Genomic DNA, 14,953 nt, shown 5'->3' with positions numbered 1-14,953 from the left:
GTACCCTCTGATGTGCAGGTCGGTTGTTTTGTTACAACAGAATTTCCGTAGCTGTGACCTGTTGCCTTAGTTGTGTTATCCTTGTATGAAGTACCACAAACAGAACACTTGTGGAGTGTGTAGCCGTTAGTAGTGCAAGTAGGTGCAACAACTGTGGTTGTGTAGCTGTGGGAAAGCTTTGCAATTGTTTCTGTTACTGTTGCTCCGCACTGCGTACAAGTTTTTGTTTTTGTACCTTCTGATGTGCAGGTCGGCTGTTTTGTGATAACAGCACTGCCATATGTGTGGCTCGTGCATCCGCAGGTGAATTTGTATGTCTTTGCTACAGACGGATTGTATGTAGGATAAATTTTTACAGTGAGTGAACCGCCGTTTTTGAATGTGATACGTCTGATATCATTAGCATAGTTTTCAAGCTTATTTACACTTACCATGCTGCGATCAGAAAATTCAACTGTGTAGTCTGTATCGTCATAAAGCCAGAAATCAATGCTGTCGCCCACACTGAACTGAGTTTTGCTCAATACGCTTGAAAAGGACGTATTCGAAAGGTCTGTGCGCCAATAAACAGTGGTAGAGGTCGGAACTGTGAACTTATTCACATAACCGCAAGACTTGCAGGTCTGTGTTACAGTGCCGTCAGTTTTTGATGCGTACTTTGTTTCGTAGTCATGACCTGTTTTGACGTCAACCGTCTTGATATCGTCAAGATTTGAAAGGTTCAGGGAGTTGAATGTCACGTTATTTTTATCGTAAACATACCAAACCGCTCTGCCGTTTTTGATAACAGGCTGGCAATCTGAAAGGCTTCCCTCAAAGGTGTGTATACTGCCGTTTACTGTGCCGTCAGCGTTTAGCTTCACACAGCTTACCTTTGTATCTCTGGCCCACAATAGCAAAAAGCTGTTATTATTTATCTTCACAAGCTGTGGAGCAGAAGCTGAGTCTGTACCCTCTGCATAAGAAGTTATCTTATTGAGCTTGTTTGTGGAAAGGTCCTTTGAAACAGCGGAAACGTAGACGTTTCGTGTTTCTGACGTATTGATATAATCAAGGTCTACTGTACTCTGTGCCACGATATAGCTTGATGATGACACATCAAAGCCGCCTATAGCCGCACCTGTATAGTTATAGTGACCGGCGGTATATTCAGGGTATGTTACAACGTCGATATTGCTGACCTGTTCAAAATAGCTTGGGAAGAATTTGCCTGTAGTAAAATCAGAATTATACTTCACCAGAACGGCAGAACGTGGATGAGCGTCACCATGGTCGAGGGCGACTATATGGTTGCCGTCGGTTTTTATAAACTGATTGAAGGAGTGGCTAACATAGCCATAATCAACGTTCATGACGCCGGTATATGAATCAGTGATAGTCATTGAAGGCATATCCACTTCAATGGTAACATTAGACTGATGATTATTGCCGTCGCTTGATTTATACATTTCGTGGCAGGTCCTCACAAGCAGGTGGTCACCGCTATGGGTCATTCTTGCCGAGCCTGCATCGAATGGAACTGTAGTGTTAGCTCCATACAGACCGCAGGACTTTATTTTGTTCCAATTCTTATCATACTTCGTTATACGGAAAACCTCGAGGGAGTCGTTTTGTTTCGGATTTTCCTGACCGCTAAGGACATAATAATTATTGCCGGAGTCATAGAAAGCGCCAAAGATCGGCAGTTCATTGTCGATAAGCTTAGTGCTGAGCGGTTCAAAATCAGAGCTGTAATATTCCACAAGGAGCTTGCCCTCGATAGCGCCTGACTGGACACGCATATAATTGCCGTTGTCACACACTGTCAGGTAAGATTTCACTGTGTCAGACCATTGCACATAGTCCTGATCATTCACATTAGAGCCTGAATACGCAACACATTGCGCCACGGCAAAGGCACTGAACGATCCAGCAGACACAGCAGTAGAAACAGCCATTGCGCCAGACAGGACAATGCTCAACATTCTTTTCTTCATATTCATCAATTTCATCACCTCATACAAAAACTTTCAAACGATAACACCTTTATATATATAATATCACAACGCAAGGCATATGTCAATGAAAATAAGTTACAATGAGAATGATTTCAATAAATTCGTCATACGCCAAAGGTCAACGCAGTAAAAAAGAGCAAAGAGGATACAAAACAGAAAAAACGCCTTGACAAGGTTTGATGGGTGTGATATAATATTACAGTGGTATTTCGAGGTGTGGCTCAGTTTGGTAGAGCGCTGCGTTCGGGACGCAGAGGCCGTGGGTTCAAGTCCCGTCACCTCGACCAGTCACTCGCCATGACGGGCATTGTCCGTCATGGCTTTTTTTTTATCAGAACTTAACACCGCAGGGGGAGTTTTTGTATTACCTAAACAAGTAGGGTTATGCTTTGTGGAACCGAAAAGCGTAACTCTTTTTTTGTATGCTCCACATAGCAAAAGTGCCTTATGACTAGCATTAAGGCACTTTATCGATTCAATCTTTCCCCAACCTCTCCGAAATCTCCAGCACAAGCTTCTGATCCTTCTCAGAAAGCCTCGATACGCTGTCCACGATCTTCTGTGTGAGAGCAGGATTTTTGCTGCCATCGTCGAAAAACTGCTGATGATAAAGATATAGATCAGATAAAACGAACCATGCTTGAACGTGTCGAAAGTATCGAGCCTAGAATAAGAGATTATGCAGAAGAATGGCATATCAACATATTCAGACAAAAAGATCTCCGTTGGAGATATAAGAAAAACTCAGCTTATCACTACATATGGTGTTGGCGCTATAGTTGACTTTAAGAACGATACTGTTGTTATCGCTTCTACAGACGATTGGGACTATTCCCCTAATGACGCTGATGAGGTAGAAAATCGAAAAATATTCAGCTTTTTAAGGAGTTTCATCAGTTTTATGCTGCTAAGCGTTTGTAGATATCCGCACCACATTGCATACAGCGCTCTGATTTTCACTTGTCCTACTTCTTCTTTCCAAAAAACAAATCAAACAGAATATCCACAACATCTTTTACAAGAATGAATATCACCGCCGCCACCTGTCCCCCAAGAGAGCGGCGGTATCTACACCACGCTACTTTTCAGTAAGATATTCATTTCTGTCAAACAACTGCTCAATTGAAAGATTTTTAAACCTCGGAATGTTGTATCCAAACGGCGAGTTGAGAGCCTTTACAAAGTCTTTCGTATAGCCGTGATTTTTTAAAAGATCGTCCTCATACTTTATTTTCTCTTCTTGCTTTGTGTCATTTTCCCTTTTCGTGATACAGCGCTGCATAACATAATGATAAATGGAGAAGTAAGAATCCACTGTACGAATATCTCCTATGTATTCTTTCAGTTCACGAACTACAGTAAGATGAGCAATACAGTTGCGGTATTTTCTTGTCATGCTGCTGTCTGCATTATTGATATCAACTTCAACGCACTTGCGCAGCCGCTCGTTCTTTTTCAAGAACAAATTCGGCGACTTATCACAAAGTTCACAAAGCGTCTGTGAAAGTATCCTGTAGTCATTTTTCAAGTTCTTTGAAGCCAACTCAGGAATTATCTCCTTATACAGCCCAAAATCACGTTCAAGGCAGTGTATCGCAATAACATACCTTGCATTGACATTTACAAGATTTTTCACCAGCAGATACATGACCGTAAGATAAAGCCCGATAACAGCCTTTGCCCTCTCCTTAGCCACGTTTTCTCTGCCCTTTGCCTGCTGTTTCACATTTTTGAAATCATCAAAGCTGATGTTCTTTATCATTCTCGCAAGCTCACTGCGCTTTACTTCCAAAGAACTGTTCATGTCAGGAAATTCCACACAACTCTTGTAATAACGCTCTATCTGCGTGTCAGGGATACCCCCAAGAACAAACATGACAACTTTCTCATTCTTAGCCACTTTTCTTATCTTCTGAGCATTCGCATACTTGATAAGGTATACAAACCGAGAGGACTCGATAACATTGTTTGTTATGAAATTCCTCAGACCATGTATGCCCTTGCCTTTTTCTTTAAGTTTTAAAATCTCGCTTATCCTATCGTCCGTGATATTGTCGTCTATACCGAGTATAGTCAGTGCGTCACGGAACATCGTAAGCTTTGCCGAAGACGCAGGCTTTCTCATGGAAGCAATGTTCTTTACGATAAAAAGCTCGTTGGTTATCCTCTGGCTGTCATTGAACAGCTTGTAGCCCGCCGTAAGCTCACACTCAACATCAACAGCAGAGCTTTTCATTATCTTCAAAAACTCCTTGATGTTATCAAACTTGCTGATAAGCGTTGTAAGAAGATCGTTTATCTCCTTGCCGTCAAGAAAATAAGTGAGCATATATATCATTTTGGAGAAATACAAAAGGTCAGACGCATTCTTCTTTTCGCTGTCAAGAATTTTCTCATCAAAATCCATGTCAGCCTTGCCAAGCTCCTTGATAACGTCACCGTTCATGTGGTCGGCGATATTTTCAAAATCATTCCTGAATTTGCCCCAAAGCTTTGACGCTTCATCAGCATATATCCCCTCTTTTTCATCATCGGTCATTGAAAAACGCAGTTTACGCACAAGAGCTTCGCCTGCGACAACATCATTTCTGTAATAGTTGCAGAAAAGCAGAAAATCCATAAGCTTGTACATCTTTGAGCGCACAGAGTCATATTGCTTGTCCTTAAATCTGAAGCCGTATTCGTCCAGCATTTTCTCACGAAGCTTTTTGATAGAAAAACCGAGATTTTTCTGAGATTTAAGCACAATGAAATCGTAATAAAGGCGTATGATATCATCAGCCTCATAGCCTTTCATCATATCAATAAGCAAGCTGATATTGACCTTGTTGCCCTGGATAAAGCCCTTATTTATAGAATCAAATCTCTCATCTACAAGATAGTCGAGGGTTTCTCTGTATTCGGAATCAATAATGTCAATAAAGCTGTAAAGGTCTTCATCAAGCTTACTTGACTTATCATGGAAAACACTCTGCCTTATCTGCCCCACAATTGCAAGCATATGATAAACACGCTTTTTGTAAGCTTGCGAAACTCTTGTATCCTTTGTCTTTGGCTCTTCAAGACCGAAATAGCCAAGACGCTTAGTTTTCAGCAGGTCATTGAACGTGCTAAAGCTTTTCTTGATATTACCCTTTGCCTTATCGGAAAGATTGCTTTTATCAGGGTGAGTAAAAACTTCATAAGTATTTCTTGCAGAAAGATACCCCATAAAATCATCATAACTTTCAGAATCCTTTATACTAAGCATATTGTTCAGCGCATAAACGATATTCGTTACATACACCGCAAGTATCTTTTCGATATCCAGAATGTTGTAAATAAGCTGGATATGTATATTATCATCAAAAGTTTTGCCGAAAAAGCGCTTTTCAAGCTCCGATTTAAGCCCCAGCATATCCCCTCTTACAGGCGAGCTTTCACCGCTTCTGTGAGTAGGGTTTGAAGTATTTATCTCCACTCCGCTCTCAAAGCCATGCTTGCTTGAAAAAGTGATGTTTACTTCGTTTACACCACGAAGCTCGATATTGCTGCTGCCCTTAGAGGAAAGCTGAGTTTGGTTGTAGTCATTATTATCCACCTCATATTCAAGCACAGCAGAATTGCCCTTGCCGAAAGAGGTTATGTACATTTTATTTTTGCTGACAAGAATAGACTTCATTCCTGCCGCCTTTACGGAGGATTTTTTCTTCTCTGCCACAGGTGCAATGACCTCTGCAGCAGGCATGGCAGCGATCGCAGGAGCAGCGTTATTATTTATCTCAGCCGCTTTGAGCTGTCTGGCTTTTTTCTGAGCCTCACGCAGCTCTCTAGGCTTCATTTTATTCTTTTTTGCCATAAATATCACTCCTTATATTAGTTATCCCTTAGCGCATTGAGCGTTAAGGGATTTTTTTATTTGTTGTTTTTAATGTTAGACTTTGCCAGCTAGTGCAAATTCGCACCAGTGTAGTAGCCAAAGCCAATTTCATAAAGGCAAACACTTTGTTTTAGACTAGTGCAAATTCGCACTAGTGTAGTAGGTACACAACCGAAAGCAGTTTATGACAGCAGTTTTAGACTAGTGCAAATTCGCACCAGTGTAGTAGAGACGAAAGAGAGTATTTTGTGGTAGAATCAGTTTTAGACTAGTGCAAATTTGCACCAGTGTAGTAGGTCAAAGTTGACAAAATAATCAATGATATTCTGTGATAAAACACCAAACTTATTTTATCGACGCTTTAATATATTATACCATTTTCAGGCACAAATGTCAATAGAAAGTGGCTGTTTTACATAAAGCATTTTCATCACCTCCCGTCTGTTGTTATTTCATCTCATTCTCCAATCTCCTTGACAGCTGCGATAGCGCAGTCAAGTACAGCTACAATGATAGCCGTAAGGATCGTCTTTCCCATTTTTATCACCTCCTGTCCTTTGTTCTGTATACATTATACCACCTTATCATCGTCAACAAAAGTGTAATTTTCAAAAACTTTTTTGTCTATGTTTTTGCACATCTATCACGTTTTTACGGCATTTATATCACAATTTCAGCAAAATAATTTTCTATGATATTGACAAAAAGTACATTTGTGATATAATGGATACAAGAGGTGATAAAAATGCTCATACCCCCAAGCACATTTCTGCCCAAGCGTGACAAAAACGTACCATATATCGCAGAGGTGCAATCCATACCCCTCTCACCCTCTGCATATTCCGTCATTATCAAGGACAAGTCCATATTTGAAACAAGCCTTTCCCCTAACGGCAGCGTATCAATGTCCTCATTTCTCACAAGTATATTTGATTCAGCATATATCGCATCATTAAAATACAAAAGTGACGATAACTATAAATATATTGGTATCCCACTTCTGAACGCATTCGTAAAATGGCAGATCGAGGAGATCGATGACGGCCTTGATGATAAAAGCAAGGAGATAATAAAAAGCTATCTTATCTCAAAGCTCTCTGCAAAATACGAAAAGACCAAGACCGAAAATGCAGTGCGAGTAAGGCTCAGCATATGCCGTGACCTTTACGATACACTGAGCAGTGATGACCTTTATTATGAAAACAAGGTGTACAGCTCGACCCTAAGAAGATTTCTGAAAGCCGTGTATGAGGACTATGCCCTGCTGTCAGATTGCGAACGTGAAAGGCTCATTTTCGCCGACAATATCATAAAAATAAATGAAGTCATCAAACAAAACGGCAGCAGATATTATAGCTTCATTTACGCATATTCTAATATGTACAGCCGTGAAAAGCGCCGCATAAGGCTTATCCCATACCGTATCGTCAGCGACGAATATAAGATGTATAATTATCTTGTCTGCCTGTCCGATGAAAAAAGCGCAGGCAAAGAGTTCAAAGCCGACAGCTGTCGCATAAGCAGATTGAGCGGACTAAGCATTGCAGAAAAGCTCAGCCAAAAGGAATACTCCTCCGTCACCGAATACGAACGGCTGAAAGAGGTTCACGTCAAGTCCGTGAAGCACCTACTCAGCGACCCACGTTTTGGCAGTGATGAGAGCGATATCTCCAAAGTGTACCTCACCGAAAAAGGCGTTGAAATGTTCGGCAAAATACTCTATCAGCGCCCCATACTGAAAGGCAATGAAAAGCCCAAGCCCAACGCTGTCAACGAGTTCATCTCCCCGCCTATCCAAGTCAAATACTATTTCAATAAATTCGGCAAAGACGGCGTTATCCTATCCCCAAGCGACTCGTTTGAAGAAATGAGAACGCTGTATGTCGAGGGGGCAGAGGCGTATAACCGAGAAGTTGAGATGTGAGAATATAAATGAAAATTATAGCAAAAAAACACCCCTATACAGAAATATACTCATGATATCATAAATAGTCAGGCTCATGAGAAGAGTGAATATATGAAATTTATCTTTGTAAAATAAACCGACCCCATTCGCTAGACTTTTTGACCTAGCAAACGGGGTCGTTTCAAATATCAATATCATTAACTAAAAAAATCAAGACATAAACGCAAGCGTAATATGCGGATCACTTTACTTTTCTGCCGTAAACCTTGCCCACTCATATTCCGCTGTAAGCGGAACTGTGCCGTCAAAGGCTTTCAGCCAGCTGTCAACGCCAATGCCGTTCCACGCATTCATCATTATTTTACCAGGCGTAACAGGCAGATTTTCAGTAGCCTTGTATGCCTCTTTTCCGTCAACATACCAAGTTATGCTATCCTCTTTCCACTCAAATGCGTAAGTGTGAAAATCCTCAGAAGCGTCAAAACCAAGATCATACATATATTCGTGTTTGCCAACACCATTGGTGTAGTAATTGAACTGCACCTTTGTTGTGTCCTTGCCAAGAACTTCAACATCTATTTCGTCCCAAGGATTATCCTCCGACGGACCTGTGTATGTAAAGAACGATGATACAACGCCGTCATTCTTTATGGCTTTCATCGATACCTCATAAAGTCCATAGCCGTAGTTCTCCTTTGAACGATACTCGCCGCCTCTGTACGCTTCGGAATCGCCCATACTGTCAATGGTAAGCTGCATTTTTCCGTCATTGAAAGTTACGTTATCTTCGCTCCACGAACAGTTGAACGGATCACCATTTGACCAGCCTGCTGAAATGGAAAAATCATTTGACGCACCCTTGCTGAAATCTGCCTCAACCGTGTATGGAGAATTGCTTTCCGTTTCCGCCTTGCTGCTGACATCTTGCGAAGAACTGCTGTCAGATGAAGCACCGCAGCCACCCATAGACATAACTATCATTGTGAGAATCGACATAGCCAAAACTTTTTTCATTTTTCATTACCTCCGAATAAATATCAAAATTTTATCTTCTATAAGTATTATAATTCAACAGATGTGATATTTATATCATAAAAGTAATGCAAATATTATAATATTAATATCAACTTATATTTTCGATCTGCTTGTGCTATGCTTGTTCCAGTTTGCACGGAAAAACTGATCTCTATACTGTTTCGGCGTAAGTCCTGTCTGTTTCTTAAAGCAGGCAATAAAATGGCTGTGCGAGCTGAAAGCAAGATAATTGGCTATATCAAGCGGACTATATTCAGAATATCTCAGCATATTTTCAGCCGCTTGTATCCTTTTTGACATAATAAAATCAGAGATCTTTACGCCAACTTCCTCTCTGAAAAGCTTTGAAAGATACTGAGGCGTTATGTTCAGTTCATCAGCTATCTGATTGACGGTCACGCCCTTGTAAATATTATCGAAAATGCAGTCAAAGCACATAAGAATATGCTTTGAGTAAACGTTCTGTGACGCAGCCTTTTTCATTTGCTTTGTATAATAAACGATGACTTCTTTGTGTACAGCCATAACGCCTTCTTCATTGCGGCACTCATCACATTTATTAATGTATATATCGCTTATGGTATACGCAGTTTCCGGGTCAAGTCCACCCTCGATGCAAAACCTGCACAGCATAGCTATGGTTATGACAAGATGATACTTGACGTTTCTAAGATCGTCTTTGCTGAGTCTGCCCTTTCCGTTTGTATCCAGCGGCGTATACAAACGTTTGACCGTTTCAAGGTCGCCCGCCCGCACCGCAGAGTAAAATTCCAGTTCCGTTTCATATGGTGAATGATGATAGTCATTTTCCTTTTGCATAAACTGCCGCTTAGACAATTCTCTGTTTATTTCCATAGCTTTCACCCCCTGCTTTTTAGCTTATTATATCACATTTACAGACACAAGTAAAGCTTCATATTTATAGAAAAAGGACGGCAAATCACCCTGCCGCCCTTTTTTTCTGATAATTAGATATTATTTAGCCTCTTTCATTGAAGTCATAGCCTCGTCGATAAGATAATCTATAGCCTTTTCATTTTCCTGAACGACCTGTGACCAGCTCTTTGACTCCTGCGGATTCATTGTTCCTCTTATGGCAGTATCGCAAATAGAGTTAAGGTCGGCAGATACACCCTGTTCAAAGTCAAATACAGGATTCTGTGCAGACAGATCATAGATAGTTTCTCTCATTTCAAGCATCTCATCTGTCCAGCCGTAATCGTCCTTGTACTGATCGAGGGTTATCTGATGTGCAGCCTCGTCAAGCTCTGCATAACGGCAGCATTCAAGGAAAGCTGCCACGCCCTCAGGATTTTGAGCGTTCTTTACAATGCTAAAGCCGTGTACTCTTGAAGGGATATACTGTTTATCGCTATCAGCTGAGCAAGGAACAGGAACGAACATTACCTCTCCCTTTGATACATCGCCATAGTTTACAGTTGTTGACGGAGCATTCTCAAGTGCCCAAAGTCCGATAGGATAGAAAAGCGTCAGACCTGTTGCCATTCCGCTGCCCTCTGCGTCGCCTCTGAGTTTCCAGTTATTCTCGTGCTTTGGATAAACAACATTGTTCTTCTGCAGCTCATACATCATATTCTGAGCCTTTGCTATCATAGGGTCAGAAATATTATTTACAAGCTTGCCGTCTGTGATACCGATGAGCGGTACACCGGAAGACTGCTGCAAAGCCTTTTCATAATACCAGCCGTCAAGTGCGTATTTATCGCTTTCAGCGTCAGTAAAATCAAGACACATTTCTGTGAATGTATCCCAGTTCCACTTTCCTTCTTTGAAAAGTTCAGCAGGATCGTCATAGCCGTTATCTTCCATTGTCTGCTTGTTGTATACAAAAACATATGCAGGGTCTGTTCTGATAACGCTCACATAATGCTTATCGCCAAGCATAAACTGATCTGTCGCACCCTTTATGTCTGTCCAAAGAGGCTTTGAAAGATCGATATAATCGTCGATAGGCTCTATCATTGACTTTATAGCACCCTTAGGGAAAACGTCCATATCATCAGCACCGATGAAATCAGGTGAATCATTTGACATTACAAGTGCCGCAAGATCGTCAAACTTAGTTTCCCAAGTGGTCTGTACCCAGTTTATCTTACCATTATACTTTGTCTTGAACAAAGCAAGGTCAGCGCCTATCTCCTTGTCCTCTGCCTCAGTAGGGTTGATATCCCAATGTGAAAACCACTTTATTTCGTTGCTCTTGAGATCTCTCACATCTTTCATATCATCAGCAAGTCTTTGAACTATCTGCTGCTGATCTTCCTTAAGCTTTTTGTCAACGACCTTGCTTGATGAATCACTTGAACTTCCGCAAGATGCAAATGCTGAAAGCGAGCAAACTGCAAGGGCAAATGTCAAAACTCTTTTTGCATTATTCATAGCCATACCTCCGAATATTACTTTCTTCTCTTTGCAACGATCACTGCTGTGCCTGCAAGAGCGATAACAGCAAATGCTCCGCCAACAGCCGCACCTGTTTCTGCTGCCTTAGATGTATTGTCAGATGCTTTTGAAGATGTAGCCGCTGTTGCAGAAGTCTTGCCTGCATCCGCTTTAGACGAAGAAACGTCTTTCTTTGACGTATCAGCCTTTGAGCTTGAAGCATCAGACTTTGAATCTGCCTTTGAAGCATCTGTTTTTGACTCTACGCCCTCGGCAGATGCAACACCGAAATCAAGCGTCATTGAAAGTGTGCCGCCGTTGAAAGCGCCTTCCTTCTCCCAGCCTGCGACCTCAGGACAAGATTTCTTTGTTACCTCGCCTGTTTCATCATCGACCTCTTCAGTTGGTCTGATATGTATTCTTATTCCACCCTCTGGGTCCTCGTCCAATGAAGTGATAGAATTAATCGAATCAAAAACCGTTGTTGTGCCGTCCTCGGCAACGAACTTTGCGTCAGATATCTTAACGTCCACAGGATAAACACCATCAGGAAGATTAGCCACCATAACGCCCATATCTCCAAGAGTTCCCTTGCCTGACATTGTCTTGTCGGTGACAACTTTGCTTATCTTATATTCAACAGTTATCTTGCCAGCATCATCAATGCCTACCCAGTCGCCCTGATTCCAGGTCCAGTCCTGACCCATATAAAAGCCCATTGCTCCGATAGAGTAATATGAGTCATTCATTTTTGAGTCCTCCTCTGACGGGTGAACAACATCGCCAAGCTTTGCTGCCGAAACTGAAACTGACATCATTGTTGCTGCGAGAACCGCTGCTGAAAGACCTGCTACAAATCTTTTGATCTTCATAACTTTTTCCTCCTATTTTTCAATAAAATTTTTCGCTAAAAGCAATTTATTTTGTTGTTTCTGTATATATTATAACCATGTAAACGTTTTGTTTATATCAAAAACGTAACATAAATATCATAAAAGTGTTTAATATCAAATTTATGAAAGATTATAAATATATGAAAACAGACCCACTTGATATTCAAGCAGGTCTGTTTATTCGGAAGTTACTATAAGAAAGTGACTATGAATTAATATGTTTATATTATACGCTTTGTTTCAAAACTAATATATCAATATTCAATTATTTATATCAAATAATTATCGTAAATAGAATTTTATGAGCAAACATCAATTTATGAAACTAAGCATAAAAAAACAAGCTCGGCAAACGTGACCGAGCTTGTCCAAAAATGGAGTTATATTAAGAAATGATCTATTAAAGATACTTTACCAGTTCATCAAGAACGCTGTCAAGATGTCCGTCAATAAAGCCATAGTCAACACCCTTGTATGACCAAGCCGCTCTTCCGATAGAACATTTCTCAAAGGCACTGCTTATATCCTTGTACCAGTTAAGAGTATTTTCAGCAGATGCAAGATTTATAACACCGTATTCGCCACAATACATAGGAACATTTCTTTCCTCTGCGACCCTTACAGCCTCAGCAAATCTTCCCATAAAATAATCAGGCGTAAATTTCTCTGTCTTGACCTCCTCGTATGTCTGCATATATTCAAGACCAAGACGCTTTATCTCGGTTCTGTATTTTGGGACGCTTCCCGGATAATCGATCCTGAAATCTCTCGGCATCTCATCTACCCAATAGGCAGCCTGATGAGTGAAAAGAAATGGGTCATAGCAATGGAAAGTATAAACTATATGCTCGTCATAAGGCTTATCAAGGTCTTTCATTGAATCAATAGAGTTGTTCCAGTAGCTGCCCACAATAATATTTATATCAGCACTATATTTTCTAATAAGCTTTATGGCATTTTCAACGATAGCATTCCATTTTGCACTGAATTTCGGGTCAGTTACCTCATTGAGAAGTTCAAAAGAGACCCTGTCAGAATATTTGCTGAAACGCTTTGCAAACTCTTCCCAAAGGTCATAGAATTTCTGCTGAAGATCAGCGTTATCAAAGAATCCGCTTTCAGCCTGAGCCTTGTCAAAGAAAAAGCCCATTGTCTTATGCAGGTCAAGAATCATATTGATACCGTTATTTCCGCACCAATCGATACACTTCTGAACATAGTCGAAGCCGCTCTCTATAAAGCCGTTTTCGTCCTGAAAGATATTATAATCCACAGGCACTCTAACGTGGTCGCAGCCCCAGCCCTTTATACGCTTGATGTCCTCCTCTGTAATAAAATTATCAAGATGTTCCTTACTGTAATCGCATTGTGACAGCCAGCCTCCGATATCGATGCCGTGCATATAGCCATTAAATCTTCTCATATTTTTAACCGTCTTTTCTGATATAAGTTTTGCTTACAGCTATATTTTAGCACTATGCGATCGAAAATTATATCATAATTTTAATATTCGTGTAAAAATCGTAACGTTATTGTGGCGTTCTAAACATACATTTCCAACTATTGACGAGCATTATGTTGCACGAAAAAATTGCACTCCTCAGATCGGCGGATAGGCTATACATAAAATAATGCAAGGCCGCCGCAGGTCACGAATTAATACGACCTGCGGCGGTGACTTCTTTTATTGTTATCTGTAATCTAATTACCTTGAAACATAGCTAACATACTATTTCATATCCAGCGGATAAACAGGTCTTCTTATCTTCTTAAATTCACCGATTTTTGTAACGTCAGGATTATTGACACCTATACTCTCTGCTGTAAAATATACATATTCCTTGTCGCTAAAATTTGTCTTGTATGAATGGCCGAAGCCTTTGAGAACGAGAACTGAATATTTGTTGCTGTCAATGTCAAGATGTCTAAAAATATTTATCATCTCCGTTGGAACTTTATTTTCAGTTACAACAATATCTGCTTGTTCCGTGCTAATAACAGCTATGCGACCATAATCAGTATATGTTTCCCCATAATCTGCAAATTCTTCACCATTAGCTTCGCACATTGGTATTGGTTTGCAAATGAGTTTAGTGACCACCGCCGTTATCGGTAAAGGTCGTCCGTGCTTATTATCAGTTTTTCCACCAAGAAGTCCCTTTATAACAGCACCCTCTCCTGCTGCAAAAGCCATTTCCGTGATCTCTCTATCACAGATAGTTGATACCCCTATTTTATTTATACCGCCCTCAATAAGTTTATCAAGAATATAAGTACCATCAGCAGGACCGCCGCCGAGCGGGTCATCACATTCATCGATAACGGCATATTTCTTTGAAGGTGCACTCTTTATTGTGCATATTATTTTGTCAAGTGGATCAAGGTGCACAAAGAAACTATCTTTTTTGTCTATAAACATATTTGATATGTCATTACATATCGCCTGTGCATCGGATACATCTGTTGTCACCGTACAAATAATAGACGGACCTGCATTATATTTGTCAGAGCCATAAAAGCCTGCAAATGGTGATACATTGATAACGCCTGCCTGTTTCTCATATTCAAAAGCTTGGGCTATAAATGGCGTCATAGCACCACCATTTGTATCTGTATTGATCGCAGGCAAAAGGAGCGGAGGCTGAGCATATGCCGTTTTCATTACAAAGCCTTCTTCAAGCTGTCTATGATATATCTCCACACATTCCGATTCACGTTTCCTTATATCAACGTGAGGTTCTGTATTATAACCCAGAAGAAGGTCTGCATTCTTCACCATAAGAGGAGATACATTTGCGTGCAGGTCAAGTACAGCATATATCGGCGTACCTTCTCCAACAAGTGCCTTGATTGAGCTGAG

Annotated in this window: 9 protein-coding genes, 1 tRNA gene and 1 pseudogene; 3 read left to right on the top strand and 8 right to left on the bottom strand. The window is 40.7% G+C overall.

Going from position 1 to position 14,953, the window contains the following annotated elements:
• Positions 1–1,982: pseudogene (locus WS40_RS09290) on the bottom strand (hypothetical protein); the annotation flags it as partial.
• A 225-nt stretch (positions 1,983–2,207) separates the two neighbouring features.
• Here WS40_RS09290 and WS40_RS09285 point away from each other — a divergent pair.
• Together WS40_RS09285 and WS40_RS09275 are read left to right on the top strand one after the other, a co-directional pair.
• Positions 2,208–2,284 (top strand) — tRNA-Pro (locus WS40_RS09285).
• Positions 2,285–2,676: 392 nt separating this feature from the next.
• On the top strand, positions 2,677–3,024 hold the full coding sequence (locus tag WS40_RS09275) for a hypothetical protein (protein ID WP_046441787.1): 348 nt from the start codon (positions 2,677–2,679) through the stop codon (positions 3,022–3,024).
• Between the two features lie 51 nt (positions 3,025–3,075).
• Here the strand turns inward: WS40_RS09275 and cas13d are convergent, their stop codons facing one another.
• On the bottom strand, positions 3,076–5,835 hold the full coding sequence (cas13d, locus tag WS40_RS09270; RefSeq protein ID WP_046441786.1) for a type VI-D CRISPR-associated RNA-guided ribonuclease Cas13d: 2,760 nt from the start codon (positions 5,833–5,835) through the stop codon (positions 3,076–3,078).
• Between the two features lie 766 nt (positions 5,836–6,601).
• Here cas13d and WS40_RS09265 point away from each other — a divergent pair.
• Positions 6,602–7,780 carry a hypothetical protein gene (locus WS40_RS09265; RefSeq protein WP_046441785.1) on the top strand — a complete coding sequence of 393 codons (1,179 nt, stop codon included), beginning with the start codon at positions 6,602–6,604 and terminating at the stop codon, positions 7,778–7,780.
• A gap of 228 nt (positions 7,781–8,008) precedes the next feature.
• Here the strand turns inward: WS40_RS09265 and bglS are convergent, their stop codons facing one another.
• From bglS to WS40_RS09235, 6 genes are all read right to left on the bottom strand, one after another.
• The gene (gene bglS, locus WS40_RS09260; RefSeq protein ID WP_081856063.1) at positions 8,009–8,776 is read right to left on the bottom strand and encodes a beta-glucanase; all 768 of its coding nucleotides are present in this window, start codon (positions 8,774–8,776) and stop codon (positions 8,009–8,011) included.
• 114 nt (positions 8,777–8,890) lie between these two features.
• Positions 8,891–9,652, bottom strand: coding sequence for a helix-turn-helix domain-containing protein (locus WS40_RS09255; protein ID WP_046441783.1), 762 nt, complete (start codon positions 9,650–9,652; stop codon positions 8,891–8,893).
• Positions 9,653–9,772: 120 nt separating this feature from the next.
• Positions 9,773–11,197, bottom strand: coding sequence for an ABC transporter substrate-binding protein (locus WS40_RS09250; protein ID WP_022288049.1), 1,425 nt, complete (start codon positions 11,195–11,197; stop codon positions 9,773–9,775).
• 17 nt (positions 11,198–11,214) lie between these two features.
• Positions 11,215–12,072 carry a hypothetical protein gene (locus WS40_RS09245; RefSeq protein WP_046441780.1) on the bottom strand — a complete coding sequence of 286 codons (858 nt, stop codon included), beginning with the start codon at positions 12,070–12,072 and terminating at the stop codon, positions 11,215–11,217.
• A 421-nt stretch (positions 12,073–12,493) separates the two neighbouring features.
• A complete protein-coding gene (locus WS40_RS09240; protein ID WP_046441778.1) occupies positions 12,494–13,516 on the bottom strand; it encodes a glycoside hydrolase family 5 protein in 1,023 nt (340 codons plus the stop codon).
• 306 nt (positions 13,517–13,822) lie between these two features.
• Positions 13,823–14,953: M81 family metallopeptidase (locus tag WS40_RS09235; protein ID WP_046441776.1), on the bottom strand; the 1,131-nt coding region annotated here is incomplete at its 5' end.

The organism is Ruminococcus sp. N15.MGS-57 (assembly GCF_000980385.1).
GTDB classification, from domain to species: Bacteria; Bacillota; Clostridia; order Oscillospirales; family Ruminococcaceae; genus Hominimerdicola; species Hominimerdicola aceti.
The sequence above is the reverse complement of the archived record's forward strand: the minus strand, read 5'-3'. Positions and strand labels throughout refer to the sequence as shown.

Bases quoted from the DNA above. Each gene is read 5' to 3' on its own strand.
- WS40_RS09275 (WP_046441787.1), top strand. From the start codon at position 2,677: ATGCAGAAGAATGGCATATCAACATATTCAGACAAAAAGATCTCCGTT.
- cas13d (WP_046441786.1), bottom strand. From the start codon at position 5,835: ATGGCAAAAAAGAATAAAATGAAGCCTAGAGAGCTGCGTGAGGCTCAG.
- WS40_RS09265 (WP_046441785.1), top strand. From the start codon at position 6,602: ATGCTCATACCCCCAAGCACATTTCTGCCCAAGCGTGACAAAAACGTA.
- bglS (WP_081856063.1), bottom strand. From the start codon at position 8,776: ATGAAAAAAGTTTTGGCTATGTCGATTCTCACAATGATAGTTATGTCT.
- WS40_RS09255 (WP_046441783.1), bottom strand. From the start codon at position 9,652: ATGGAAATAAACAGAGAATTGTCTAAGCGGCAGTTTATGCAAAAGGAA.
- WS40_RS09250 (WP_022288049.1), bottom strand. From the start codon at position 11,197: ATGAATAATGCAAAAAGAGTTTTGACATTTGCCCTTGCAGTTTGCTCG.
- WS40_RS09245 (WP_046441780.1), bottom strand. From the start codon at position 12,072: ATGAAGATCAAAAGATTTGTAGCAGGTCTTTCAGCAGCGGTTCTCGCA.
- WS40_RS09240 (WP_046441778.1), bottom strand. From the start codon at position 13,516: ATGAGAAGATTTAATGGCTATATGCACGGCATCGATATCGGAGGCTGG.